At 66.1% G+C, this 26,151-nt stretch carries 23 protein-coding genes; 6 read left to right on the top strand and 17 right to left on the bottom strand.

Annotation, left to right across the window (positions count from 1 at the left end; translation table 11 throughout):
• Positions 1-36 precede the first annotated feature (36 nt).
• Together rpsR and rpmG are read right to left on the bottom strand one after the other, a co-directional pair.
• Positions 37-258: a 30S ribosomal protein S18 gene (gene rpsR / locus KBY70_RS03145; RefSeq protein WP_006041316.1), complete on the bottom strand. Its 222-nt coding sequence runs from the start codon at positions 256-258 to the stop codon at positions 37-39.
• Positions 259-419: 161 nt separating this feature from the next.
• On the bottom strand, positions 420-614 hold the full coding sequence (gene rpmG, locus KBY70_RS03150) for a 50S ribosomal protein L33 (protein ID WP_094559626.1): 195 nt from the start codon (positions 612-614) through the stop codon (positions 420-422).
• 111 nt (positions 615-725) lie between these two features.
• Between rpmG and pheT the strand changes: the two genes are divergently transcribed.
• On the top strand, positions 726-3,179 hold the full coding sequence (pheT, locus tag KBY70_RS03155) for a phenylalanine--tRNA ligase subunit beta (protein WP_254987345.1): 2,454 nt from the start codon (positions 726-728) through the stop codon (positions 3,177-3,179).
• On the opposite strand, the gene rlmD is transcribed toward pheT, so the two are convergent.
• Positions 3,164-4,600 (bottom strand): 23S rRNA (uracil(1939)-C(5))-methyltransferase RlmD, encoded by a 1,437-nt coding sequence (gene rlmD, locus KBY70_RS03160; protein WP_254987346.1) that lies wholly within the window; start codon positions 4,598-4,600, stop codon positions 3,164-3,166. The two genes, pheT and rlmD, sit on opposite strands and share 16 nt — an antisense overlap.
• Before the next feature lie 114 nt (positions 4,601-4,714).
• Between rlmD and KBY70_RS03165 the strand changes: the two genes are divergently transcribed.
• A complete protein-coding gene (locus tag KBY70_RS03165) occupies positions 4,715-5,209 on the top strand; it encodes an allophycocyanin subunit alpha-B (RefSeq protein ID WP_254987347.1) in 495 nt (164 codons plus the stop codon).
• A 1,036-nt stretch (positions 5,210-6,245) separates the two neighbouring features.
• Here the strand turns inward: KBY70_RS03165 and KBY70_RS03170 are convergent.
• Together KBY70_RS03170 and KBY70_RS03175 are read right to left on the bottom strand one after the other, a co-directional pair.
• On the bottom strand, positions 6,246-7,283 hold the full coding sequence (locus KBY70_RS03170) for a J domain-containing protein (RefSeq protein WP_254987348.1): 1,038 nt from the start codon (positions 7,281-7,283) through the stop codon (positions 6,246-6,248).
• Between the two features lie 2 nt (positions 7,284-7,285).
• Positions 7,286-8,902 carry a DUF3370 family protein gene (locus KBY70_RS03175; RefSeq protein ID WP_254987349.1) on the bottom strand — a complete coding sequence of 539 codons (1,617 nt, stop codon included), beginning with the start codon at positions 8,900-8,902 and terminating at the stop codon, positions 7,286-7,288.
• 215 nt (positions 8,903-9,117) lie between these two features.
• Here KBY70_RS03175 and KBY70_RS03180 point away from each other — a divergent pair, with 215 nt between their 5' ends.
• The gene (locus KBY70_RS03180) at positions 9,118-9,312 is read left to right on the top strand and encodes a sigma factor SigF (RefSeq protein WP_094561220.1); all 195 of its coding nucleotides are present in this window, start codon (positions 9,118-9,120) and stop codon (positions 9,310-9,312) included.
• On the opposite strand, the gene KBY70_RS03185 is transcribed toward KBY70_RS03180, so the two are convergent.
• The 5 genes from KBY70_RS03185 to KBY70_RS03205 form a co-directional block, all read right to left on the bottom strand.
• Complete coding sequence (locus KBY70_RS03185; protein ID WP_254987350.1) at positions 9,260-10,072, bottom strand: sigma-70 family RNA polymerase sigma factor; 813 nt, start codon at positions 10,070-10,072, stop codon at positions 9,260-9,262. The genes KBY70_RS03180 and KBY70_RS03185 overlap by 53 nt on opposite strands.
• 96 nt (positions 10,073-10,168) lie before the next feature.
• The gene (locus KBY70_RS03190; RefSeq protein WP_315859681.1) at positions 10,169-11,053 is read right to left on the bottom strand and encodes an ATP adenylyltransferase; all 885 of its coding nucleotides are present in this window, start codon (positions 11,051-11,053) and stop codon (positions 10,169-10,171) included.
• Positions 11,016-11,960 carry a SpoIID/LytB domain-containing protein gene (locus KBY70_RS03195; protein WP_254987351.1) on the bottom strand — a complete coding sequence of 315 codons (945 nt, stop codon included), beginning with the start codon at positions 11,958-11,960 and terminating at the stop codon, positions 11,016-11,018. Before KBY70_RS03195 ends, KBY70_RS03190 begins: the two co-directional genes overlap by 38 nt.
• Positions 11,960-12,916 carry a PhzF family phenazine biosynthesis protein gene (locus KBY70_RS03200; protein WP_233128670.1) on the bottom strand — a complete coding sequence of 319 codons (957 nt, stop codon included), beginning with the start codon at positions 12,914-12,916 and terminating at the stop codon, positions 11,960-11,962. The genes KBY70_RS03195 and KBY70_RS03200 overlap by 1 nt, the downstream gene beginning before the upstream one ends.
• The gene (locus tag KBY70_RS03205) at positions 12,913-13,836 is read right to left on the bottom strand and encodes an NAD(P)H-dependent glycerol-3-phosphate dehydrogenase (RefSeq protein WP_254987352.1); all 924 of its coding nucleotides are present in this window, start codon (positions 13,834-13,836) and stop codon (positions 12,913-12,915) included. The genes KBY70_RS03200 and KBY70_RS03205 overlap by 4 nt, the downstream gene beginning before the upstream one ends.
• Before the next feature lie 77 nt (positions 13,837-13,913).
• Between KBY70_RS03205 and KBY70_RS03210 the strand changes: the two genes are divergently transcribed.
• Positions 13,914-14,681, top strand: coding sequence for an SDR family NAD(P)-dependent oxidoreductase (locus KBY70_RS03210; RefSeq protein ID WP_254987353.1), 768 nt, complete (start codon positions 13,914-13,916; stop codon positions 14,679-14,681).
• Between the two features lie 28 nt (positions 14,682-14,709).
• Here the strand turns inward: KBY70_RS03210 and KBY70_RS03215 are convergent, their stop codons facing one another.
• Positions 14,710-15,093: a DUF2237 family protein gene (locus KBY70_RS03215; protein ID WP_233128669.1), complete on the bottom strand. Its 384-nt coding sequence runs from the start codon at positions 15,091-15,093 to the stop codon at positions 14,710-14,712.
• 199 nt (positions 15,094-15,292) lie between these two features.
• Here KBY70_RS03215 and KBY70_RS03220 point away from each other — a divergent pair, with 199 nt between their 5' ends.
• Positions 15,293-15,520, top strand: coding sequence for a hypothetical protein (locus tag KBY70_RS03220; RefSeq protein ID WP_094561232.1), 228 nt, complete (start codon positions 15,293-15,295; stop codon positions 15,518-15,520).
• A gap of 3 nt (positions 15,521-15,523) precedes the next feature.
• On the opposite strand, the gene KBY70_RS03225 is transcribed toward KBY70_RS03220, so the two are convergent.
• From KBY70_RS03225 to KBY70_RS03235, 3 genes are all read right to left on the bottom strand, one after another.
• Positions 15,524-15,796 (bottom strand): DUF4090 family protein, encoded by a 273-nt coding sequence (locus KBY70_RS03225; protein ID WP_094561216.1) that lies wholly within the window; start codon positions 15,794-15,796, stop codon positions 15,524-15,526.
• A gap of 70 nt (positions 15,797-15,866) precedes the next feature.
• Positions 15,867-19,526, bottom strand: coding sequence for a methionine synthase (gene metH / locus KBY70_RS03230; RefSeq protein WP_409996013.1), 3,660 nt, complete (start codon positions 19,524-19,526; stop codon positions 15,867-15,869).
• A gap of 5 nt (positions 19,527-19,531) precedes the next feature.
• Positions 19,532-20,449 (bottom strand): branched-chain amino acid transaminase, encoded by a 918-nt coding sequence (locus tag KBY70_RS03235; RefSeq protein WP_254987354.1) that lies wholly within the window; start codon positions 20,447-20,449, stop codon positions 19,532-19,534.
• A gap of 84 nt (positions 20,450-20,533) precedes the next feature.
• Here KBY70_RS03235 and cobN point away from each other — a divergent pair, with 84 nt between their 5' ends.
• The gene (gene cobN, locus KBY70_RS03240; RefSeq protein WP_254987355.1) at positions 20,534-24,265 is read left to right on the top strand and encodes a cobaltochelatase subunit CobN; all 3,732 of its coding nucleotides are present in this window, start codon (positions 20,534-20,536) and stop codon (positions 24,263-24,265) included.
• A gap of 23 nt (positions 24,266-24,288) precedes the next feature.
• Here cobN and KBY70_RS03245 read toward each other — a convergent pair whose 3' ends face one another.
• From KBY70_RS03245 to hemJ, 3 genes are read right to left on the bottom strand one after another with little or no spacing between them, the layout of a single operon-like run.
• A complete protein-coding gene (locus tag KBY70_RS03245; RefSeq protein ID WP_254987356.1) occupies positions 24,289-24,831 on the bottom strand; it encodes a hypothetical protein in 543 nt (180 codons plus the stop codon).
• A 29-nt stretch (positions 24,832-24,860) separates the two neighbouring features.
• Positions 24,861-25,526 (bottom strand): PHP domain-containing protein, encoded by a 666-nt coding sequence (locus tag KBY70_RS03250; RefSeq protein WP_254987357.1) that lies wholly within the window; start codon positions 25,524-25,526, stop codon positions 24,861-24,863.
• Positions 25,519-26,109: a protoporphyrinogen oxidase HemJ gene (gene hemJ / locus KBY70_RS03255; protein ID WP_094561230.1), complete on the bottom strand. Its 591-nt coding sequence runs from the start codon at positions 26,107-26,109 to the stop codon at positions 25,519-25,521. The genes KBY70_RS03250 and hemJ overlap by 8 nt, the downstream gene beginning before the upstream one ends.
• Positions 26,110-26,151: the final 42 nt, after the last annotated feature.

Here is a 26,151-nt window from a genome sequence, read left to right on the forward strand (position 1 = left end):
CCGGGTTGGAAGGTTGCTGAGGCCAGCGGTCGCGCCTCAGCCTTCCGGATTCACAAAGGGCAGCAGGGCCACGATGCGGGCACGCTTGACCGCATTGGTGAGATCCCGCTGCTGCTTGGCGGTGAGGCCAGTGAGACGGCGGGGCAGGATCTTGCCCCGCTCGGTGATGAATTTCTTGAGCAGATCGACGTCCTTGTAGTCGATCGGATCGCCGGGCTTGATCGGCGACAGACGCTTTTTAAAGAAGGAGCTGGACATGGGTTCGAACGGAGGGAAAAACGAACTGGTGCCTAACCGTGCAGAGGCGTGACGGAGACCAAGGAAATCGGCTTCAAGCTGACGTTGAGTTGACGTTGAGTTGACGTTGGTGCAAGCGCAACCGAGTAATCGGAGCGCTAGGCGGCCAGGTCAGTTGAAGATCACTTGATTTCCTTGTGCGTCGTCGAGGCGTTGCAATGGGGGCAGAACTTCTTCAGCTCGAGCCGTTCGGTGGTGTTGCGGCGGTTCTTTTCGGTGGTGTAGCGAGACACACCTGGAGACCGCTTGGCGGGGTTGGACCGGCATTCCGTGCACTCAAGAGTGATCACGATCCGGACGCCCTTGTTTTTAGCCATGAAGGACGTTGCGCCGCTGGTGCGATGCGAGAGGACAAGTTGCCACCATACCTTCCGGCAGTTCCCCTGCCTGTTGATCTCTAGGATCACCCTTCTTGAAGGGATGGGCTGATGCGGGTCTCGCTCCAATGGTTGCAGGAGCTGGTGACCGGCCCTGAGCAGGCCCTCGCTGTCGACGTTCTGGCCGAGCGGCTTTCGATGGCTGGCTTTGAGGTGGACGCCATCGACGACCTGGCGGCCCAGGCCCAGGGGGTCGTGGTGGGCTACGTGCGCGACCGGCAAGGCCATCCCAACGCCGACAAACTCAGCGTCTGCCAGGTGGATGTCGGTGCCGCGGAATCGCTGCAGATCGTCTGCGGGGCCGCCAACGTGCGGGCTGGCATCCACGTGCCGGTGGCCCTGGTGGGGTCTACTTTGCCCGCCGTCAATCTGACGATCAAGCCCGCCGAACTGCGTGGCGTGGCCAGCAGCGGCATGATCTGCTCCCTGGCGGAACTGGGCCTGAGCAGCGATGCCGATGGCATCGCCGAGCTCGATCAGCTGCTGGAGCAGGTGCCACCGGTCGGTAGCCCCGTGGGCCCGTGCCTCGGCCTCGACGACCAAGTGCTGGAGTTGGCCATCACCGCCAACCGCCCCGACGGGCTCTCCATGCTGGGCATCGCCCGGGAGGTGGCGGCCCTCGTCGGCGGACAGACCCACACCCCCGTGCCGGCTGGCGCCGCCCTTGACAGCCAGCCATTGCCCGTGGCCGCTGCGGATCTCGCCGCGATTGAAGCCGGCGGTCTGTTCAGCGTGACGGCCCTGGACGGCCTCCAGGTGGCCCCGTCGCCCCGCTGGCTGCAACAGCGCCTCGAAAAGGCCGGCGTACGCCCGATCAACAACGTCGTCGACATCACCAATCTGGTGATGCTGGAAACAGGGCAGCCCCTGCATGCCTTTGACAGCCAGCAGCTGGCGGCTATCAGTGCCACATCCGCCCCCCAGGTGGACGCCCTGGGCCTCAGGCAAGCTCACGACGGGGAGCCGTTCACGGCCCTGGATGGCAGCGAGCACCAGCTCAGCCCCGAAGCCCTGGTGGTGACCTACAGCGGTCGGCCCATCGCCCTGGCCGGCGTGATGGGTGGTGCCGAGGAAGCGGTCGGTGAGGGCACCTGCGCCATCTGGCTGGAAGCCGCGGTGTTTGCACCCCAGGCCGTGCGCCGCTCAGCCCGCAGCGTCGGACTGCGCACCGAGGCCAGCAGTCGCTTTGAGAAGGGCTTGCCCCGGGACAGCACCCTGGCAGCGGCCAACCGCGCCGTGGCACTGCTGCAGCAGCTCTGCGGCGCCAAGCTGGTCGGGCGCTGGCTGCATCAGAGCCCGCAGCTGGCCACCCAGCCCCTGCAGTTAAGGCGGGATGCCCTGCACAACCTGCTGGGGCCTGTGCAAGACGGAGACGCGTTCAGCGACCTCAGCGATGACCGCATCCTGCAAACCCTCACCGCTTTGGGCTGCAGCCTTGAGGCCGATGCCGACGACGAGGGTTGGCTGGTAACCGTGCCGGCTTCCCGTTCGATGGACCTGCAGCGGGAGGTCGATCTGATTGAGGAAGTGGCCCGCCTGGTTGGTTACGACCAATTCGCCTGCCATCTGCCCGATCCCCTCGAACCCGGCGGTCTGGACCCAGCCCAACAGGTGGAGCGCCGCTTGCGGCGTCAGCTCTGTGGGGCTGGGCTGCAGGAAGCCTGCAGCTTCTCCCTTGTTGCCGCTGCTGCAGGGCGCATCCCCCTGGCCAATCCCCTGCTGGCCGACTACGGCCACCTGCGCGACAACCTGCACGGAGAGCTGCTGGCGGCAGCGCGCCGCAACCTGCAAAGCGGCCAAGCCGGCTTCTGGGCCTTCGAGATCGGCCAGGTGTTCAGCACGGCGGCCGCCCAACCCGATCGCCAGCTGCTGGTGGGGGTGATCTGCGGGGAGCGACGCGGTGAGCGCTGGAGCAGCAGTGGCAAACCCCAACCGCCCAGCTACCACCAGGCCCGCGGCGTGCTGCAGCAGGCATTGGTGGCCTCGGCGATTCCCATCGAGGATCGGCCGCTGACGAGCCACCCCTTGCTGCATCCGGGCCGGGCGGCCGAACTGGTGGTGGAGGGCCGCCCCCAGGGTTGGTTTGGGCAGCTGCATCCTGAGCAGGCCGACGCGCTCGACCTGCCGGAAGCCACCTACGTGTTTGAACTCGAGCTGGCGGCCCTGCTCACCGCCGCCACGCGTCGCAACCGATGGCAACCCGCCTTTGCCCCCTACGCCACCGTGCCCGCCTCAGAGCGGGATCTGGCGGTGGTGGTGTCAGCTGAGATCCGCTCGGCCGACCTGCTGCAGGTGATTCGCAAGGCTGGCAAGCCCCTGCTGGAGCAGGCCGAGCTGGTGGATCGTTACGCCGGCGACCAGCTGGCCGCCGGCCAATGCAGCCAGGCCTTCCGTCTGCGCTACCGCGATCCCAAGCGCACCCTGACCGACGAAGATGTGGAACGGGCCCATACCGCCATTCGTTCCGCCCTGGAACAGCAGCTGGGAGCTCAACTGAGGGCCTGAGCCGCACCGGCTGTTGCACCCTGCGGTGGTGCCCCACGGTGCAACACGGCCAGCGTTTCAACGTGACTGGTCTGGGGAAAGAAATCGATCGGCTGGAGACTCGCCAGCTGGTAGTGGCAGCTCTCCACCAACTGGGCCAAGTCCCGGGCGAGGGTGGCAGGATCACAGCTGAGATAAAGGAGATGGGCCGGAGGATTCGCCACGATGGCCTGCAGGGTGGCGGGTTCGAGACCTTTGCGTGGCGGGTCGAGGAACAGCACGTCGCAGTGGGCAAGATGCTCCCCGAGGCACCCTGAAACCACCCCCGCCTCAAAGGATGCCCGTTCCCCCAATCCGTTCTCCTTGGCGTTGGTCTTGGCTTGATGCACCGCCTCCGGGCTGAGTTCGATGCCATGCACCTGCCACCCCGCCGCTGCCACCGGCAGGCTGTAGGTCCCGATGCCGCAATACGCATCCACCATCACGCCGGCCGGTAGGCCGTCGAGGGCCGCCAACACGAGCGGCACCACCCGTTCCGCTTGCTGGGTGTGCACCTGGAAGAAGGTGTCGGCCGAGATGCGCAGGCTGAGATCGCAGAACCGTTCCTCCACCCAGCCACGTCCGACCACCACCCGGGTCTCAGGGCCCAGCAGGGTATTGGTGGGGAGTGGTTGCAGGTTGAGGCACACACCCACCAGCGCGGGCCAGCGCTGCATCCACTGGGCCGCCAGGATCTCCAGGCCATCGAGCTCATCGTGACTGCTCACCAGGGTGATCAGCAGCTCGCCGCTGTGGCTGCCCAGGCGCAGCGCCAGATGGCGCAGACCACCACCCTCCTGGCAATCGCGATCGACGGGCCAGTCGCTGGACTCCAGATCGGCTTTCAACGGCGCGATCAAGGCATCCAGGCGCGGATCGAGCACCGGACAGTGGTTCATGTTGACGATCCGGTGGGTGCCGCGGCGGTAGAACCCCGCACGCAGGTGGCCGTCTTCACAGCGCTCCAGCGGAATGATCGCCCGGTTGCGGTACCCCAGGCCCTCGGGAGCTGCCAACAGGGGGGCCACTGGATGGTCGAGGTGAGCAATGCGACGAATGGCATCCACCACCTTCTGGTGTTTCCAGTGCTGCTGGCCGGCATCCTCAAGGTGTTGCAGGCTGCAGCCACCGCAATGCTCCGCCAGGATGCAGGGCGGCCGGCGCCGATCAGGAGCCGACTCCAGCACCTGCTCCAGCTCTGCCAACCAGTGGCGGCGGGCCTTGTGGGTCAGGCGCACCTGCACCTGCTCGCCTGGCAGGGCGCCGGCGACAAACAGCACCCGATCGGACAGCCTGGCCACCCCCTGACCATCGTGGGACAGGCCGGTGATCGACACTGTGACCCGGTTGCCGGTGGCCAGGTCTGGCTTGCTGTTGCTGATGTTGCTGCTGCTCGACGCCACGCCCGCCCGCCAATCGTTCACCCTACGCCGTGCAAAGGGGCGTTACACGTTGCAGCCAGGGAAGGGGTTCCTGCTGCGGAGTCGATACAGTGAAGCTCGCGTGTGGCCGCTGCGATGAGCGTCGTTCGGGATCTGATCCTCCAGGCAGATGATCAGCTGCGCTATCCCAGCGGCGGCGAGCTGCGCTCCATGGTGGAGTTCCTCAGCGGAGGGGCCGAGCGCCTTGCCGTGGTGCGGGTGCTTACCGACAACGAAAAAAAGATCGTCGACGAAGCGGCCAAGCAGCTGTTTCAGCGCAACCCCGACTACGTCGCGCCTGGCGGCAACGCCTATGGCCAAAAGCAGCGGGCTCAATGCCTGCGGGATTACAGCTGGTATTTGCGCCTTGTCACCTACGGCGTTTTGGCTGGCAGCACCGAGATGATTCAGCAGATCGGCCTGGTGGGAGCCCGCGAGATGTACAACAGCCTCGGCGTGCCGATGCCGGGCATGGTTGAAGCGATGCGCACCATGAAGTATGCCGCGATTGCCCTGCTCAGCACCGAGCAAGCAGCAATGGCCGGCCCCTACTTCGACTATCTGATCCAGGGCATGCAAACCAGCACCTGAACACCACCCGCCTAGCCTCCTTTCGCCCCGGTTGAGCATCCGTCTCATCCGGGGCTCTTTATTGGACCCTTTGAGAATCCCGAATGGGATTATTGAGACGCTGGCCGAAGCGAAGGCTGTCGTCGATCCGTCCATCACCGCATCCACTCCTGCGCCGACAGATGCGTGCGTGATCGGCGAGGAAGAGTCGGTGTTGCGAAGCGCGGTCGGCTCATCATCACGCTCACCCCTTCAAACCGAATGCGTGGATCTGGCCAGATCAAGAGCCCCAAGCCAAGGTCAGGCTGCCCCCACCTCCGTCTCAGGTTCTTCGTTTAAGACTTGTTTCTGGTCTCAGGCTAAGTCTGGCCTTGGTTAACCAAGAGAGGCGGTCGACTATCCGATGCCGCGGGCGTCACGCCACTCCTGCTGACCATTGTTCAAGCCGCGTACCTGCATTAGACACAGGTACTCGTAGTCGAAAAGCTATATCATTACTCGTCTTCATCACTGATTCGAGCCACTGGACAGCGTCCTATCCCCACCCTGGACACAGTCCATTGATCGTCGTTGTACCCAGAAACACCAGCCGGCATTCCGTGAAGGAGTACCTCCCAGGCTTGACCCAGGCAGAATCACTGAAATATTCAAGTCTCAGGAGACGGCATCCGAGATCAATGCTTGGACGCCAATGGAATCAGCACGCTCCGCGAGGCCCCACGGCCCTGGCGCGCGCAACTATTCGCCCGTCTGATCTAAGTCCGCATTCAAGACTCAAAACAGGACACAGGCGAGACCACCAATTCGCCATTGGAGCGATGTCGTGGTGAACAAGATGGAGAAGCCCGCACGAGCAAGGCTGAGCAGCGCAACCGAGCGGCAGAACGCATTTTTTGGATGAGTCTTATGTAAAGACCAATTTTGCGTCGCAAAAGAGTCTTCTGCGCAACTGCCGATCGGCCCGGCGGAGCAAGGGTCGCTCAGGAGCTCCTACTGATCTCACTCAAGACCCATCTATAGTCTCAACGAGTGGCTCTCGCGAGCCATGCGAGACGCATTAATGATTGCGGTACAACTCCTTGAGGAGTTGGTAGGCCTCATTCAGCCGGCGCATCGTCTCTTCGCTGCCGCCGGAATCGGGATGGTGGCTCATTGCCAGGTCGCGATAGGCCTCACGGATCTCAGCCAGGGTGAGTCGATGGCCCGGAGCGGTGGGTAACTGCAACAGCTTGAGCGCCCCGTGCAGGGTCATGGTGTGCTCGAGGGTCTGGAACGATGTGCCTTTGCGTCGCTTGCGGAAGCGATGCACAAAGCGACGAATCAGGGTGGGCAGTCGCACCTCCAGGGTGGACGTGCTGAAAGGATCCTCCAGCAGACCGGCCATCACCATCACCCGCTCAAAACTGGCGGGCTCGTGCCCCCAACTGGGCGCCGTGTTGGCCACCACCTCGCAGGCCAACGACCAAGTGAACGGTCTGTTGTCACTTTGATCACTCTGGGCCCAGATGTCTTGGGCCAACCAGACCATCGCCGCTTCCAACACGGCGTCATTGGCATCCTTTCCGTAGAGCTCGATCCAGTGGTTGCGGGCCCGCACCAGGGCCCTCTCCACCATTTCTCCACCCACATGGGGCAGGGGTTCGACGGACGCTTCAACGGTTTGCTGGCGCGGCTGAAGACTGCGCTTGAGTTGATCCGACTGGCGCCTCACAAACCCCGGCAGGTCGATCCCGCCCGAACGCGGCGGAGCGCTGACGCGCATCGTCTCCCCAAGGGGGAAGTCGATGTCTTCCAGATCGAGGCAGAGCTCGCCCCCCGAACCTCGGCTGACGAGCACCAACGCACCCTGCTCGTTGAATGTCGACGCATGATCGGCATCGCCAGAGGCAAGCGTGCCCTTGGCAGAAGCCTGATCAGCCGCCAAGTCGTTCTCCCCATCCTCATTGCTGGGGAAGAGTTCTTGCAGCAGGCGCTCGACAATGTCACCGCGACTGCGCAGGCCCCACTCCGCCTTGAGTCCGTCAATTTTCCCCAGCAGCTCAACCGGGAGCTCCAGGCTGAACCGACGACGTTGGGGATCACCTGGGGAAGCCATCCCTAACGGTCCATCAAGCTGCGCATCATTTGTTGTTGCGCCTCAAGCGCTTGCTGATAGCGATCCACCAGCGACGGGTTCAGAGGTGACGACGAGGCCCCAGCGGCGGAACGCGGTGACAGGATCGCCGGCGGTGGTGGTGGCGGTGGATTGGACCGTAACGGCGGTAGGCCCGGCAGGGGGGTCTGAAGGACAAGCGGGGGCATCCTCTCCGCTGGATCCGCGTCAACGCCAGTGGGATCGGGGACAGCGGGAGGGATCGGAATCAGGGCGGGAGCGGTGGTGGCTGCGGTGCTGCGGGCAATCTCGAGCTGGCGCTCCTGGTTTTGCACGATGGCGAGTTGGCTTGCAGGAACCACACTGAGCAAATGGCCGGGTGTGGCATCCGCGGGATAAACCAGGCTCACACGCACCGGATTGGGAACTCCAGGCCGCAGGTTCAAGGTTGTGAGGGCAACACTCTGGCCGGAACGCAGGCCTGCGTGCATTTCCTGCAGCCCATCCTCAGAACGCACCTGAAAGGATCCCCGAAACGCGGTGAACGGCTTACTGCTGCCGGTGCTGGAGGGGTGGCTCAGCACCAGCTCGTAGGGACCGGACCCCTTGAGGTTGAGATCGACGTCAAAGCGGACCCCGTAGGTGCCGACGTTGTCCAAGGAGGAGTCGACCATGCGGCTCACCAGCGGATTCACTTGCACCTCTCGGGTGCCGAATTTGTGGCGGTGGGTGCTGGTGAGGGGCACATGCAATGGTCCCTGCTGGGTCAGATCATGGTCGAGGCTGGCCCCGTAGGCGTCGCCAATGGCAACACCACCCACTCGGGAGAACACACGCCGCCCATTGATATCAGCGATCCGATTGAGATAAACGCGGCCTGGGGCTAAGCGACCCCGGTCGAGCACAGCCAGCACATCCCAATCGCTTTGGGGGTTTTTGGCCGCCACCACCGCCATTTGGAAGGGCCCATCACTGCGTCCCTTCAGCAGGGCATTGGCGATGCCCAAGGCAGGCAGTTGGGTCTGGAACAGCACGATGCGGCTGCGGGCCGGAATGGTGATCTCCTGGCTGAGTTTGGAATCGAGGCGCCCCCGCAGAACCTGAATGGCGGTGGCATCACCCGGCCCTGTGTTCCACGGCCTTGGCCCCAACGGCCTCACCCCCATTTTGTACTGCTGGAGATAGGGGGCTTCAAAGCTGTTGCGCACCGCTCCGTTCTCAAAACGGATGTGCACAGGACGTGCACCCGGGTTGATCAGAATCAGACCGAGGGTGAGTTCGGGACGCCTCGCCGAGGCTGAAATCTTGCCACGGTTGGGAGGGAAGTATTTGTGGTGCATGTGCACGCCGAACTCCCCGTTGAAGGTGTACTCAGCGTTGCGCAGGGGTTGGCCAGTTTCGGAGGCATAGGCATAGCCAGGGGCCGTATTGATCAGGATGCCGGCGCCCTCAACCTCCTCGGGTTGGTTGGAATGCAGCACCGGCACTTTGTTGAAGCTGCCATTCAGGGGGCGGGCCTGCTGTCCAGCCATCAGCGCCACATAGGCGGATGCCGGCTGCACCTGAAGCAGCACCACAGGCGCTCCCAGGGCAGCCGCCATCAACCAGGGGAACGGACGCATGCGAGCTCCGTGACCGACTGCCCCCACGCTGGAGGGCTGAAACGACTGGGCTGAAGAATCAATGGAGTGCCTTCCCAATGGACGCGAAAGGCCTGTTGCAAATGGGATACAGAGGCTTGCCCAAAGGTGTTTCAAGGCCATTGCTGGGGAGGAAACACGACACTCGGGTGACCCGCGCAGCTCGCTAGAACCTTTGGGCACTCTTCCACTTTCTCATGCTTCCCCCCCTGGGCTGCTGCGGCATCGGCGACGAAGGAGGTCGCGACAGCTGGCGGCGCCATCAGCATCGCAAGCTGCGCATGCTGCAGTTCTGGCGTGATGGTGTGGAGCGCCAACTGGCCGCCGTCAACGCGGCGATCAGCACGCTGGAGCAACAGATGCAACGGGATGCGGCCTCCGCCGAGAGCTGAGTTCAACTGCTGCGGGAGGGCTTAGCGCCGCCCGCAGCAACGCCAGGCCCCGCTTCAGCCGACGCTGCACGGTCATCGGGCTCACCTGCAACCAGGCCGCGGTGCGCCGATAGGTCCAACCCGACAGCACCACCTTCTGAATCACCTGTCGCACGCCAGGCTCAAGGTTCAGGAGTTGCCGCTGCAGGAGCTCCCGCTGCTCCTCTGGCTCACGGTCCAGGCGGGATTCATCCTCAGCCAAGCCGCTGCCTAGACGCCAAAGGGCCAAAGGCTCATCTCCTCCGGGCTCAAAGGCCATGGGGCGTCCCATCGCCTGGCCCTGCAGCAGATCTTGCCACTGGGTTGGGCTAAGCCGCAGAGCCATGCGCAGATCGGTTGCACTGGGCTCCTGGCCGTGCTGGGCACACCAGCTGGCTTTGAGTTGTCGCAGCTTGTCGTGCAGCTCCATCTGGCGACGAGGCAAGCGCACCACCAGGGCTGAATCCCGCAGGTAGTGGAGAATCGCGCCGCGGATGTGCGGCCTGGCAAAGGCTTCAAAGGGTGTGGTGGTCTGGGGCTGGTAGAGCTCCGCAGCCCGAAGCAGGCCGAGCAGGCCCACCTGGACAAGATCGTCGAGAGGTTCGGGGCAACGGCGGCCGTAGTGGACAGCGATGGGCGTAACCAGTCCGCGGTAGAGGTTCACCCGCTGGTTGCGTTGTTGCAGGGCCCGGCGTGACAGGTTGCCGGTGGGGTGGCTTGGACGCTTCGTGTGGTCGGTCATGGGTCAGTGGTCGTTCGACAAGGGGCCGCAACCCCTTCCTTTCCAACCAGCCCCAGCCGCATCGGCTTTGGCAACCGAGAAATTACGGAACGGCGCTCAACGGATCGGCAGCGGCGCACTGGCCACCGCCTGCAGCAAGGCCCAGGGCCCTTCCCGTGCCAGCCAGCTGAGATCGGAGCGCTCGGTGCACAGCAGATAGCCCGCAAAGGCCAGGGCGTTGAGGCTGAAGCCCGCACAGTGCTCCTGGCGGCGCCGCACCGTTAGCAACCAGTGATCGTCGAAGAGCAGGTTGTAGGGATGGAGGGGCTGGGGGTCGTGCTGGGGGCAACCCAGGCCCAGCTGCGCCGCATGCTCCCGGTACAGGCCCTCCAGATCGCTGTTGCCTAGGGGATCGATTCGCCGACTCAGCCGATAGGCCCAGGGCATCGGCGCGGCGCCAGGCATCGACTCCCCTGGGGGCTCCAGTTGGGCCGCAAACAGCGCAGCAAGGGGGCAACTGGGTTCTCCGGCATGGCGTGGCAACACTTGAAGATGCCGATGGGGTTGGCTGGCACCAGCGGCGGCGCAGCTGTTGAAGAACCACAACCCCCCCGTATCCGCGTCAAGCTCTGCCACGGCCTGCCAGTCGACGGCTGTCAGCCAGCCGGACTGGGGCTGCCAAGCCTGGGTGATCAGCAACAGGTGGCCCGGTTGCACGGGGTATTTGTTGAGCAGCACCACATGGCTGGATCCCAGACGGTCCACCTCCAGGGCTGGTTCCCAGGGGAGGAAGGGGTTCGGCTTGGGCCCCCCACCCCGTAGGTGTTTGGGGGTACGGCTGAGCAGACGGCGCAGCACAAAAGGCTCCAGCTCGGGGGCCTGTACCACTTCTGTGGCCAGGGGCACCAGGGCTCCGCAGCGCTGGGCCTCCCCGCAACGCTCCATGGCCCGCTGCCAGGTGCGCTCAGCCCGCACCGGCCTTGAGACGGGCCAGAGATGCACCCTGGTAGTAGTGGCCAAGGATCTGGTTGTAGCGGTAGCCCTGTTGAGCCAGATCCTGGGCCCCGTGCTGGCTCATGCTGGCGCCGAGATGGCCGTGGGCTTCCAGGCTGATCTGGCGGTTGGCGGCGTAGAGGCTTTCGACGATGGCGCCCTGGTAGCTGAGAATCAGGCCAGCGGTGCTGGCGGCGGCCTGGCGGGTGCGGTTGTTGCTGCTGGAGAGGCCCTTGTAGGCCTGCCAGCGGGTCGTATCGCCCAGGTGCCAATGACGGTTGGCCGGGCGAGCCATGTGGGCCAGGGCATAGGAGCGAGCGGCCACGGCCTGGGCCCTGAGGGCCTCCATCGACCAGCTGCTGGGCATCTCAGCCCCCACCACGGCGGCGATGTAGGTCTCCAGAGCCAGGTGGTTCACCAGCCGCGGGCCCTCGGTATCGCGGATCAGCCGCAGCCGGCCGCCGTAGGGGCGTCCATTGACCAGCAGCGACCCACCCTTGGTTTGCAGCCAAGCCTCCGGGCCTTGCTGCCACACCTTGGCCAGATCAACCCGACTTTCGGCATCTCCTTGCTGCAGCAGCTGGCCATCTCGGCTCAACAACTGCCAGGGGCCAGGTGCCGTCAGATCCGGTGCCGCACCGGCGCTGAGCAGGGCGACGCGTATCTCCAGATCCACGCCCGGCCCCGCTTCGGGCTCCACCAGACCCACGCTGGCTGCGCTGCCCTGCGCGGGTGCACGACGGGCCTCTAGTCGCCGCAGCTGCTCCGCCGCGGTGGTGGTGTCGGCGGCCGGTGGTGGTGAGTCGATCAGGGCATCCAGCAGCTCGCCCTGGGCGGCGCCATAGGGCCGGGGCACCAGGCCCTGGGCCGCAAAACCAACCGCCACCGCCGCCACCGCCATGGGGCCCGCCAGCATCAAGCGAGGGCGCACAGGGACGACCAGGCCTCGGCTCCGGAGCCATCGGCGTGCACCCGCAATGTGCCGTTCCACAGGAGATGGCCCGTACCGCTTAGGCGGATCATGCCTGAGGACGCCGGTTCGCACACCACCTCGCAGACCATGCCGCCGGGACGCGGGGAGCATTGCCAACCCACCACGGAGCTGCGGCCCAGCCGCTCCAACCAAAAGGGCGCCACCAGGGCGTGGGCCGAACCGGTCACGGGATCTTCATCGATGCCCAGTCCCGGCGCGAAAAACCGCAGTTGGTAATCGGCTGGTTGACCCAACACGGTGGGAGGCGGCTCGGCCGGATCGTCGGCACAGGCCTGCATCAGCACCAGGCCAGCCCGATCTGGACCCTGGAGCTCCCCGGCAAGGCCCGCCATGGCCTGCAAGGGCGCAGCCGGCAGCAACGCCACGCGATACCCCAGGCTCGAGGCCCAGTAGGCCAGCGGGGTGACACCCAGATGGGCCTGCAGGAGCCGAATCAGCGGCGGGGACGGTTCGGCCGGCAACAAGCCGGCACTGGGGAGCACCAAGCGTCCCGAGGCACCACCGGGGTCGAGCGCCACCGCCAGGGGGCCGCTGCGGCTGAGCAGCTCAACCTCCTCGTTGGGACCCAGCAGCTGCCAATGGCCCAGGGCCAGAAGGGCCGCCAGGGTGCCGTGGCCACAGAGGGGCACCTCGCACCTGGGGGTAAACCAGCGCAGGCACCAGCGGTCCTGCTGGCGCAGCAGAAAGGCCGTTTCCGATTGGTTGAGGCTGCGGGCGATGCCCTGGAGGGCCTGGTCACCCATGGGCTCGTCCAGGAGCACCACGGCGGCACCATTGCCGCAGCAGGGCCCATCGGCAAAGGCCTCCACCAGCACGGCTGGCCGCTGCACCAGGCCACGAACCAGCTTCGGCTCAACCCGTGGCGGGCTGCTGGTCATGGCTGGGCCCATTCCGGCCGCAGATCGCGCTCCATCAGGGCGCGCACCGCATCCGCCGGGGTGGCGGCGCCATCGAGCACCTGCACCACCTGCTCACAGATCGGCAGGTGCCAGCCCTGGCGAGCGGCCAGCTGGAGGGCCGCCCGGGCGGTGCGGGGCCCCTCCACGGTGGCGGCGATCTGGTCGTAGGTCTGCTCCTCGCTGCATCCCTCCGCCAGCAACAGGCCGCAGCGGTAGTTGCGGCTGAGGCGACTGGTCGCGGTTGCCAGCAGATCGCCCAACCCAGCGAGTCCGTAGAGGGTGCTGGTGACCCCACCGAGCCCCTCCAACACCACGCCGATTTCGGCCAGACCGCGGCAGAGCAGCGAGGCCTTGGCATTGGCGCCCAGGGCCAGGCCGTCGGAGATGCCGGCCGCCACGGCCATCACGTTTTTGAGAGCACCGGCCGCTTCGGTGCCAATCGGATCGCTGTTGGTGTAGAGGCGCAGGGCCCGATCGCTCAGCTGTTGCTGCAGCAGCTGGGCCAGCGCCTCATCAACACTGGCCACCACACTCGCCGCTGGCAGCCCCTGCTGCACCTCCGTGGCGAGGTTGGGGCCGCTCAACGCCGCTAGTGGTGTGCTGGCCAACTGGGCGGCCCAGAGCTGGGTGGCCGTGGTCAGCTGGGTGAGGTCCAGCCCCTTGCTGCAGCTCAGCAGCGGCAGGCCTGCGGGCCAATGGGGGCCAAGCTCCTGGGCCAGGGGCGGGACGCCAGCCATGGCCACTGCCGACACCACCAGATCCTGCTGGCTCAGCAGATCCACAGCGCTGCCGCCGTCGCGCCGGGACCAACCCGACACCGTGTGGCCCTGGCGCTGCCAACGCTCCGCCAGGGTCTGCCCCCAGGCCCCCAAGCCCAACACAGCAATGCGAAGCCCCATCGGTACCGGTGCAGCAGGCCATTTGGCGCTGCCATCATGCGCCAGGGCTGAGGTCGTGTCGCCAGTCCAGGGTTTGCGTGTCTTCAGCTCCCCCTTGCCCCAACCCCCTGCACGCCTGGCAGGGCAGCGCCCTGGTGGTGGGCTGTGGCGGCATCGGGCAGGCGCTGCTGCAGGAGCTCACGCGGCGAGCACCTCAGCTGCAGCTGCTGGGGGCCTCGCGCCGCGACTGGCGACGAACGGGGGATGCCAGTTGGCAGGGCGTGTCGCACCTTCCCCTGGATCTGGTCGACGACGGCAGCCTGGCCCAGCTGGGTCCCACCCTCGGAGCCTTCCCCCCCCTGCGGCTGGTGATCCACACCGCCGGATTGCTCCATGGGCCTGGCTTGCAGCCTGAAAAACGCCTCAGCCAGGTGAGCCGTGCTGCCCTGGAGCAGAGCTTTGCGGTGAATGCCTTTGCGCCCCTGCTGCTGGCCCAGGCCGTGGATCCGGCCCTGCCGGCCCAGGCCCCCTTTCACTTCGCCAGCCTTTCAGCCCGGGTGGGCAGCATCGGCGATAACCATCTGGGCGGTTGGTACGCCTACCGGGCCGCCAAGGCCGCCCAGAATCAGTTGCTGCGCACCTTGGCGCTGGAGTGGCGGCGCAGAAAGCCCCAGGGTTGCGTGAGCCTGCTGCATCCGGGCACCACCGCCACGGCCCTCTCCAGCCCCTTCCAGGCGGGTGTGGCGCCAGAGAAGCTGTTCAGCCCCGCACGGGCCGCCAGACAGCTGCTGGACGTGCTGGAGGGGCTCACGCCGGAGCAGAGCGGCCAGTTCTGGGCCTGGGACGGCCAACCCATCCCCTGGTAGGCGGTGGTGCCGGGCCAGAGCGCCAGCCTCAGGCTGCGTTGGCCTGCAACAACTCCAGCGGAATCACCTCCAGGGCTGTGTTCTCCGTGGCCTCCAGACGCACCGGCGGGGCCATGCCGTCTTCGTAGGCCTCCAGCCAGCGCGGGGCGCAGACGCACCAATGGTCGCCGGGCTTGAGGCCGGGGAAGCCGTAGTCCGGGGCCGGGGTGCTCAGATCGTTGCCCTGGGCCTGGCTGTAGCGCAGGAAGGCTTCTGTCACCACGCAGCAGACGCTGTGGCGACCCAGGTCGGCCGCATTGGTGCGGCAATGACCATCCCGAAACCACCCGGTCATCGGCTGACAGCCGCACACCACGAGGGGTTCGCCCAACACGTTGAGGTCGGGGCTGGGTCCGGCGCTGAACTCGCTCACGGGATGACGTTCTCTGGGGCGGTGGCCCAAGTCTGGCCAATGGTTCGCGCCGTTGCAGGGCCTTCGAGGCGCGTCAAGACCCAAAGGTTCCAAGGCAACACACCGGCACAAAGTTGGCCAGGGTGGTTGACGGATTCCGGGGGGTAGGCGTTAAAGGTCGGTGAGCGCGTTCACCTTGTTTTTCAGCGCGGCCCCCTTCATGAGCTGGGAATTCACCGAAGATGCGGCCTTTCTGGCCCTCTGCGACGCCTACAAAGAAAGCGGTGAACCCTCCGCCATGGAGTTCCTCGCCCACGGCGAAGGGGCCTTCCATTTCCAGGAACTCACCCAGAACGCCGCCGGCGAGGGGATCGATCTCAGCGACTCTTCAAATCTGGAGGAGTTTCAGCAGGAGGTGATCGATACCCTTGAGGACATGTGCAGCTAGAGCTCAGGAGTAGAAGAAGGCAATCTCCTTCGGCTTGAGTCCTTCCCATCCCGCAGCCTGCAATCGGGCATCGAGGGTGGCCTGATCAAAGTGCTTGGAGCCCGTTTTCACGATCCGGTTGCGCATCGATTTCTTGACGCCACTGCGGGCACGCTGGCTCTCCAGGTCCATCACCTCCGTGTAGAGGGCCACCATCTCGGCGGGGATCGGAGTGCCGTCGAGGTCGATCCCCGCGGCGATGGCAGCGTCAACGCCGCCGGGTCCGGCAATGGCCATGGCCGTGCTTCACAAGAACGATCAGGCTAGAAGGACCCACACGCGCTCCCAGGCCAGAACGGCCTTGTTTTCAGGCCGAGAAGTAGCGGGCCTGGCTGTGCAGCGCCACCAGAGCCGTGGTGCTCTGCTCCGGCTCCAGCTGTTCGCTCTCGTCCATCGACAGCCCAATGCGATCAGCCCCGAGCCAGGTGAGCTGCTGGCGGGAGTCGGCCACATTCGGGCAAGCCGGGTAGCCGAAGGAGTAACGGCTGCCGCGATAGCGCTGGGCCAGCACATCCCGCAGCGGCATCTCGGCTGGATCGGCGAAGCCCAGCTCGCGGCGAATGCGGGCGTGCACCCACTCCGCCAGGGCCTCCGCCATCTGCACTCCCAATCCGTGGAAATACAGATAGTCGCTGTATTGAACCGCCTTGAACAACTCCTGGGCGAAGCGGGTGGCCCGTTCCCCCATGGTCACGGCCTGCATCGGCAACACATCGGTTGGCCTCGCCGCGCCATCGGCTCCCACGGCGAGATCGCGGTAGAAATCGGCGATGCAGTAGCGGTTGCCGGAGCGCTGGCGCGGCAGCGCAATGCGGCCGAGCTCGCGTCCATGCTCAACGGGGTCGAACAGCACCACCGCATTGCCGCTGCGACCACAGGGGAAGTAGCCATAGGCCACGCGAGGCGACAGCAGCCCTTCCGCCAGGCAACGCTGCTTCCACTGCTGCAGAACGGGCTCCGCCTTCTCGGCCAGCATGGCGTCGTAGTCGCTGCGGCTCTGCTGCTGGGTTTTGCGCAGCTGCCATTGGCCGGCGAACAGGGCATTGCGATCGAGGTAGGCAAACACCTCCTCCAGATCGATCTGCTCCTCGGTCAACACCGCACTGCCCCAGAACGGTGGCTCCAGGGCGGGCTCTTCAGGCACGGCCTCGGAGCGCTCGTCGTTGGGGGCGAGCTCCGGTGCCGTGCCCGCGGTGGCGGGCTCGGCTGGAGCCACTGGCTCCGTGCTGCTGGCCGGCGCATCTGCAGCATCACTGGCTGCCAGGCCCAGGCCTTCCGGGATCGGCCCCAGGAAGCCCTGGTGATCGTTCCAGACATCGGCGGCCTTGGCCTCCATCAATGCATCCATGAAGCGCAGATCGGCAAAGGCGTCGCGCCCGTAGATCACCTGCCCGTTGTAAGCGGCGCGGCAGTCGCCGTTGACGAAGCGGGGCGTGAGGGCGGCTCCGCCGAGGATCACCGGCACAGCGATGCCGGCCTTGTTAAAGGCCTCCAGGTTGTCCTTCATGAATGCCGTCGACTTCACCAGCAAGCCGCTCATGGCGATGCAATCGGCCTGGTGTTGTTGCTGGGCCTCGATGATCGCCTCGCAGCTCTGCTTGATGCCGAGGTTGATCACCTCGTAGCCGTTGTTGGTGAGGATGATGTCGACAAGGTTCTTGCCGATGTCGTGCACGTCACCCTTCACGGTGGCGATCAGAAACTTGCCCTTGGCCGAGCTCTCCCCTTCAACCGTCTCCATGTGGGGCTCAAGCTGGGCCACGGCCGCCTTCATCGTTTCGGCGCTCTGCAGCACGAAGGGCAGCTGCATCTGGCCGGAGCCGAACAGGTCGCCCACCACCTTCATGCCATCGAGCAGGAAGGTGTTGATGATCTGCAGGGGCGGGTAGGTCTGCAGCGCTTCATCGAGTGAGGCTTCCAGGCCGATGCGTTCGCCATCAATGATGTGCTGCTTGAGCCGCTCCTCCACCGGCAGGTCGGCCAGGGAGGGTCCTGAGGCCCGGGCCTCTTTGGCACTCACGCCCTCAAACAGGGTGGTGAGCACCGTCAGGGGGTCGTAGCTGCAGATTGCGCCCGGCTGGTCGGTTTCGAAACGGCGGCGGTCGTAGATCAGGTCGCGGCAGACCTGCTGATGTTCCGCACTGATCTTGGCCAGGGGCAGGATCTTGGCGGGGCTCACGATCGCCGCATCCATGCCGGCTTCGCAGCAGTCGTGCAGGAAGACGGAATTGAGCACGATCCGCGCCGCCGGCGACAGACCGAAGCTCACATTGCTGACCCCGAGCACCACGTGCACTCCGGGCAGATCCGTGCGAATGCGTCGGATCGCCTCCACGGTGGCCGCACCATTGAGGCGGTCCTCCTCGATGCCGGTGGAGATCGGCAGGGCGAGGGGGTCGTAGAAGATCTCGTGGGCGGGAATCCCGAACTCGAGGGCATCGCGATAGGCCCGCTGGGCGATGGCAAACTTGCGCTCCGCCGTTCGCGCCATGCCCTCCTCATCGATGGTGCCCACCACCACACCGGCGCCGTAGGCCTTGGCGAGCTCCAGCACCTTGAAGAAGCGTTCATCGCCGTCTTCGTAGTTGGTGGAGTTGAGGATGCACTTGCCCCCGGCCACCTTGAGGCCGGCCTCCATCTTCTGCCACTCCGTGGAGTCGAGCATCAGCGGCAGGTTGACGTTGGTGACCAGACGGCTCACCAGCTCATGCATGTCCCGCTCGCCATCGCGACCGACGTAGTCGACGTTGACGTCGAGCACATGGGCGTTCTCCTTCACCTGGCCCCGGGCCACGGCCACCAGGCCATCCCAGTCTTCTTCAGCCAGCAGCTCGCGCACCTTCTTGCTGCCACTGGCGTTAAGCCGCTCGCCGATGATCAGGAAGGAGTTGTCCTGGTGATAAGGCGTGGTGCCGTAGATCGAGGCGGCTGCAGGCTCTCCCTGCAACAGGGGTCGCGCGTGCTGGCTTTCGGGGGTACGCACCGGCCTGGGCGCCGCCTGCAGCTCGGCCGAAAGGTCTGCCAGGGCGCCGATGTGAGCGGGCGTGGTGCCGCAACAGCCGCCGATCACCTGCACCCCGAGGTCTTCGACGAAGTGCATCAACTGCATCTTCATCTCCACCGGCGTCAGCCGGTAATGGGCCACTCCGCCGATGTTCTCCGGCAGGCCGGCGTTGGGGATGCAGCTCACCACAAAGGGGCTGTGCTCGCTCAGGTAGCGGATGTGCTCCTTCATCTGCTCCGGGCCGGTGGCGCAGTTGAGGCCGAGCACATCAATCGGAAACGGCTCGAGAATCGCCACCACAGCGGCGATGTCGGAGCCCACCAGCATTGTGCCGGTGGTCTCCATTGTCACGCTCACCATCAGCGGCCGGCGTTGGCCGGTTTTGCTGAACGCGGCCTCAATGCCCTGCAGCGCTGCCTTGATCTGCAGCACGTCCTGACAGGTTTCGACGATGAACAGGTCGACGTCGCCAGCCAGCAGCCCTTCGGCCTGCTCGGCGAAGGAGGCTTTCATCGTGTCGAAATCGACGTGCCCCAGGGTCGGCAACTTGGTGGTGGGCCCCATCGAGCCGGCCACAAAGCGGGGCTTCTCTGGGGTGGAGTAGGCATCCGCCATCTCCCGGGCCAGTTCGGCAGCGCGCTGGTTGAGGGCAAAGGCCTGATCGGCGATGTCGTATTCCGCCAACACCAGGGAGGTGGCTCCGAAGGTGTCGGTCTCGATCACATCGGCACCCACCTCCAGAAACTGGCGATGCACCGCCTGCACCGCATCCGGGCGGGTGAACACCAAGACTTCGTTGCAGCCCTCCAGCGCTGGACCGCCGAAGTCGTCGGCGCTCAGGTCCATCTGCTGCAGCGAGGTGCCGGTAGCACCGTCGAACACGAGCACGGGCCGCTCGGGCGCGTGCAGCCGCTCCAGAAAACCCATCCTCTGTCCCACCCGGGGTGCCACCGCCGTGCCCATCTCGCTCAACCGTCCACGCGGATCCGTGTCACCCAACGGTCATAGGCGGGATCGCGGCCCTCCGTGATCGCTGTGAGGCGCTCGCGAATCGCCTTCATCACCGGCCGAGCGCTGGGCAGGTCAGTGGATTCGACGCGACGCACCGGGGTGACCTTGGCGGCGGTGCCACTCAAGAACACCTCATCGGCAATGAACAACTCGCTCTTGTCGACGGGGCGTTCCAGGGTGGGGATGCCCATCGACTTGGCCAGCTCCAGCACGCTGGCGCGGGTGATGCCCTCAAGGATGTCCTGATCAACGCCGGGGGTGATCAACACGCCATCGCGCACGATGAACAGGTTCATGCCGCTGGCCTCGCTCACCTTGCCGCGGCTGTTGAGCAGCAGGGCTTCATCGAAGCCGCTCTTGACCGCCTCCGTTTTGGCGAGGGAGCTGGTGATGTAGGCGCCGCTGATTTTGCCGCGCAAGGGCAGGGAACGATCTTCCTGGCGGGTCCAGGAGCTGATGCGGCAACTCACTCCCTCGGGGGAGAGGTAGTCGCCCAGCTCAAGCCCATAGATCAGGAAGTCGGTTTCGATGTTGTGCAGCCGTGGGGCGATCCCCAGGTCGCTGGTGTAGACAAACGGCCGCAGATACACCGGGCAGGTGGGCTTGTTGGCCCGCAGAAAGACGCCGATGGCGTCGTGAATCGTCTGCTCCGGCAACTCGGTGAGCAGCAGCCGGGCGCTCTGGCTGAGGCGCCGGGCGTGCCGGTCGGCGCGGAACAGCAGGATCTCAGCGGGGTCGCTGGGATTGGGCAGGGCCCGCATGCCCCCGAAGGCGCCGGTGCCGTAGTGCAGGGCATGGGTGGCCACCGACAGGGTGGCTTCGGCAAAGGGCACGCATTTGCCACCAAACCAGGCGTAGGGCAGGAACTGGTGCATGGTGGGGCGAAGCGGGCGGAGCTGAGGCGTCGGCCGGAGGCCGTGATGCCCCGATCTTCTCACTGCAGCAAGCAGGATGGGGCCATGCATCGCTTGGCATCGGTACCGGGAGGAGGGGAGGCAGCCGATGTCGGTGCCCTGGTGGAGCAGCCCCCCGCACCGGTGCTGCTGCTCAGCAGTGCCGACACCGACCTGCTGGCCATCGACCAGTTGCTGGCGCAGGAGCCGCAGCTGTTGGGGACCGAACTGCGGGGCCTGAACCTCGCGGCTCTGGCCCATCCCGCCCAGATCGACCACTACCTCAGCTCCACGGTGCGCCATGCCCGGCTGCTGGTGGTGCGGCTGCTGGGTGGGCGGGGCCACTGGAGTTATGGACTGGAGCAACTGCAGCTCTGGGCGGCAGCCCAGCCAGATCGCCAGTTGCTGGTGCTGGCCGGCACGCCGGAGGAGGAAACCGCCCTAGCCGAACTGGGCACGGTGGCGCCTGAGCTGGCGGTGGGCCTGGCCCAATGCTTGCGGGAGGGCGGGCCGGCCAATCTGCGTCGCTTGCTGGTGTGCCTGCGGGGGCTGCTCGATGGCGAAATCCCGCCACCACCTTGCGCCGAGCCCCTGGCCGATCCCCTCCCCCACGACTGGCGCGAGGAGCCGGGAGCACGGGTGGGGGTGATCGCCTACCGGGCCCTGCTGCAAGCCGGCGACCTTGCGCTGATCGAGGCCACCCTCGCGGCCCTGCGGGGGGCTGGTCTCTGCCCGCGGGCGCTCTGGGTGAGTGGGCTGCGGGATCGGGCCGTGCAACGGGGCGTCGCCGACCTGTTGCACCAGCAAGGGGTGCAGGCGGTGCTCTGCAGCACGTCGTTTGCGTCGGTGCAATTTGAGGAGGCCGGTTTGGGGGCTCCCCTGTGGGAGCAACTCGGGGTGCCGGTGCTGCAGTTGCTGTGCAGCAGCCAGCCCCGTAGCCAGTGGCAGGCCAGCAGCATTGGCCTGGGCCCCATCGACCTCAGCCTGCAGGTGGCTCTCCCCGAACTGGATGGCCGGCTCACCACCCGCATCGGCGCCTTCAAGGAGACGGTGGGGGCCAGTGAGCGCCTGGCTTCAGCCCTGCAGCGCTACCAACCAGACCCGGAGCGCCTGGCCTGGATTGCCCAGCTCAGCGCCAATTGGATTCGCCTGCGGCAGACCCCAGCCAGGGAGCGGCGCATCGCGCTGGTGCTGGCCAATTACCCCGCCCGCAACAGTCGCCTGGCCAATGGCGTGGGGCTCGACACGCCGGCCTCCACGGCCCTGATGCTGCAGTGGCTGGCCGAGGCGGGCTACCAGCTCAGTGAGGGCCTGCCCAGCAGCGGCGAAGCCCTGATCCAACAGCTGCGGGCCGGCCGCAGCAACGATCCCGAAAGCGAACACCGCCCGCCCCTGGCCCTGTTGCCCCTGGCCGACTACCAGGCCTGGTATGCCGGACTGCCGCGGGAGGGACGGGAGCTCCTGGAGGCCCGCTGGGGGCCACCGGAACGGGATGCGGGTCTGGTGAGCGCCCCCGGCCCTGGGGCCGCGCTGGGGTTCCCGATCCGCGGACTCCAATTGGGCCATGTGGCCGTGCTGATCCAGCCGGAGCGTGGTTACGACCGCGACCCCGCCCTCAGCTACCACAGCCCCGACCTGCCCCCCACCCACGCCTACCTGGCCCAATACCTGTGGCTGCGTCAGACCTTTGGGGCCCATGCCGTGGTGCACGTGGGCAAGCACGGCAACCTGGAGTGGTTGCCCGGCAAGGGTCTGGGGCTCTCAGACCAGTGCTTCCCGGAGTGGGCCCTCGGGCCGCTGCCCCATCTCTACCCCTTCATCGTCAATGATCCGGGCGAGGGCTCCCAGGCCAAGCGCCGCAGCCAGGCCGTGATTCTCGACCACCTCACCCCACCGCTGGGTCGCGCCGGGCTGCACGGCGCCCTGCAACAGCTTGAGGTGCTGCTCGACGAATACTGGGAGGCCAGCCAGCTGGGCAGCGAGCGGGCCGCACTGCTGCGGCAGACCCTGGCGGAACAACTGGAGACCCTGCAATTGCCCCTGGGCACCGCCGCGGAGCTGGATGCGCGCCTGGATGCGGCTGATGGCTACCTCTGCGAACTCAAGGAAGCCCAGATCCGGCTCGGGCTGCACACCTACGGCACCCTGCCGGAGCCCCAGCGGTTGGCGGAGCTGCTGCTCTGCCTGGTGCGCTGCCCCCTGGCCAACCAACCCGGCCTCACCCAGGCCCTGGCCCATGACCTGCAGCTCAGATTCGACCCCTGGGCCGATGCCGATGCCACGGCGCTCGAACCTGGCGACCAGCTTCGCCTCCAGGCCGCTTTTGGGGGTGAGTCGCCTCGCCTGGTGGGAGATGGCGTGGCTTTGCTCGAGCGGCGGGCCCTGGCGCTGGTGGAGCAGGAGCTGCGGGAGGACGGGCCAGGGCCAGTCGAGGCCGGTGAGCTGGGGCCAGCCGTGCAGCAGGCCTTGCAGCATCTGCGTCAGGCCGTGCTGCCACGGCTGCTGGCCTGTGGCGCCGCTGAGCGCGAAGCCTTCCTGCGGGGGCTCGACGGGGAGCGCATCGCCGCCGGGCCCTCCGGAGCCCCGACCCGAGGCCGGCCCGATCTGTTGCCCACCGGCCGCAATTTCTACAGCGTCGATCTGCGCGGCCTGCCAACGGAGGCCGCCTGGGACCTGGGTCGTCGCAGCGCTGAACTGCTGCTGGAGCTGCATCTCCAGGAGCAGGGGGAGCACTTGCAGACCCTGGCCTTGTCGGTGTGGGGCACGGCCACGATGCGCAATGGCGGCGAGGACATCGCCCAGGTGCTGGCGTTGCTGGGCGTGCGGCCGGTGTGGGATGGCCCCACCCGCCGGATGGTGGACCTGGAGGTGATCCCCCTGAGCCTGTTGGGTCGGCCGCGGGTGGATGTGACCCTGCGAATCTCGGGGCTGTTCCGCGACGCGTTCCCCCAGCTGGTGGGCTGGGTCAACCGGGCGACAGCTCTCGTGGCGGCGCTCGAGGAGCTGGATGCCGACAACCCGCTGGCGGCGGCCTGGCGGCGGGACGGTCACAGCGCCCGGGTGTACGGCTCAGCCCCAGGCGCCTATGGGGCGGGGCTGCAGGGCCTGATCGACAGCGGCCAGTGGGAGCAGCGCGGCGACCTGGGCGAGGCGTTTCTCAACTGGAGCAGCTGGCGCTACGACAGCCAGGCGGGCATTCCGGGCCAAGCGGGCATCGAGGCCCAGGCCGATCGGGACGGCCTCGAGCAACGGCTGGGTGCCGTCCAGGTGGTGTTGCACAACCAGGACAACCGCGAGCACGACCTGCTGGATTCCGACGATTACTACCAATTTCAGGGGGGACTCAGCGCCGCCGTGGAAAAGCTGTCGGGGCAGAGGCCGGCCCTTTGGTTTGGCGACCACTCCCGCAGCGCCCGGCCAAAGCTGCACCGCCTGGAGCGGGAATTCGACAAGGTGCTGCGCAGCCGCGTGCTTAACCCACGCTGGATCGAGGCGATGCAGCAGCACGGCTACAAGGGCGGCTTCGAGATGGCTGCCAGCCTCGACTATCTGTTTGCCTACGACGCCAGCACCGGCCGGGTGCCCGACTGGGGCTATGGGGCCCTCTGCGACCAATGGCTGAGCGATCCCGCCGTGCTCGCTTTTCTAGAGCGGAGCAATCCCTGGGCCCTGCGGGACATGGCCGAGCGGCTGCTGGAGGCCCACAACCGTGGGCTCTGGGACGGCGCACAAAAAAACCAGCTGGAGCATCTGCGCCAGCTGGTGTTGGAGAGTGAAAGCTTGATCGAACAGAACTGAGCTGAGCCAGCTGAGCGAAGCACTCAGCTGTTGAGATCTCTCACCATCTGCTTGAACGGATCGATGGCACCGGCCTTGCCGGTGGGCTGCTGGCTGATCTGGGGTTGGGCCTGTGGCTCGGCCTGCACCTGCTCCTGCTCCTTCTTGATGGCGGCAGTACCCCCGGGCACATTCACCCCAAAGGCCGTTCCCTTCATCCGTTGGTCCAGCTCCGCCTGGGACATCGTCTGGGCGAAGGTTTTCTTCACCGGCTTGGGGATGCCACCGGTGAGGTTGATCGACTCCTGCTGGCTGGTCTGGCCGCCAAGGCCTTCGGACATCTTCTCGAGCTTGGCCTCCATCGCGGCCACCTCAGCCACCATCTCCTTGTTGCCGGGGCTGTCGACGGTGCCGGGGAAGGTGCGGCGGATGGTGTTGGAGCGCCGCATGAACTCGACATTGCCCATGCTGCTGGAGGCGTCGGCATCGAGGAAGAAGGTTTCGGCCTCCTTCTTCGGCTGGGCGGGCACATTACCGTTGTTGGTGTTGCCGCCACGGGCGGCGAACAGGCGATCAAACAGACCCATCGACTGGCACGGGAAAGCGTCGCCAAACCCTAGCGGCCGTGAAGCGCTAAGCCATGGGTATCCGTACCACAACTCATCAAAAGGCCCCGTTGCTGGAGGTCGGCGGCGATCGCTTCGCACACCACCGGTGTGGGCGCCCAGCGGGGCTGCATCTGGTAGTCGTACCAGGCCTCTGCTCCATCAAAGCCCAACCGATCGGCGGCGGCGATCAGCCGCTGGAAAGGCAGGCGGTAGCGGGCCGGATGGGCGAGCAACAGCAACGCCCCGGCCTGGCGGCCGGCTTCCAGCACGGCTTCGGCCTGTAGCGCCGGACCCACCACGGACTGTCCGTGCAGGTAGGGCCCCAAGCTGGAGTGATGCTCGCCAAAGCCCAGCGCCAACACGTGCACCAGGCAGCCTTCGAGCAGGCAACTGATCTCCACTCCCCGCCAGAGCCTCGGCACCGATTGGCCTGAGTGGGATGCAGCCTCAAAGTGTTCCAGCACCGGCCCGTAGGCGGAGATGCTGTGGTGGTCGGTGATCGCCAGGTGCTCCAGGCCCAGAGCGACGGCCTGCTCAGCAAGCTCCTGGGGGAGCAGGCTGCCGTCGCTGCAAGTGGTGTGGCAGTGGAAGTTGACCCGGCCCGGGCAACAGCGCGGCGTCAGCTGCTGCAGCACGGTCCGCAGCGGATGGTGGGCTGGCTGGGGATTAAGCACCGGCAGCCAGGCGTTCGGCCCGCAGCCGCCGCCAGCGGGCATAAAACTGGATCGAGGCCGCCATGAACACCACCAGCGCCACGATGAACCAGGTGGCAGCACCTGTAGGAAACTGGTTTTTGAACACCACCAGCATCACCACGATCACCAACAGCAGGGTGGGCAGCTCGTTGAGGGCCCGCAGTTGTTTCGGGCTCCAGCTGCACTGGCCGGACCGCAGCTGCCCCATCAGCCGGTAGCAAAAGACGTGATAGGCAAGCAGCGCCGCCACAAAGGCCAACTTGGCGTGCAGCCAACCCTGCTGGAGCCAGGCCGGGTTGACGCTCAACAGGCCCGCCGCACAAACAACAGCTACCACCATGCCGGGGGTGGTGATGATGTTGGCCAAGCGGCGCTCCATCAGCCCGTATTGCTCCTGAAAGGCCAGGCGCAGGGGGGTATCGAGCTCCTCAGCTTCGCGGTGGTAGATGAACAACCGCACCAAATAGAAGAGTCCGGCAAACCACACCACCACACCCACGATGTGGAGCGTTTTGAACCAGAGATAGGCCTCCGGGGGCCAGCTCAGGGCCAGCAGGGGCATGGCGGTGGTTGTCAGGGCGAGCCACAACGTAAAGCCCCAGGC

The organism is Cyanobium sp. ATX 6E8 (assembly GCF_024346335.1).
Classification (GTDB): Bacteria; Cyanobacteriota; Cyanobacteriia; order PCC-6307; family Cyanobiaceae; genus Cyanobium_A.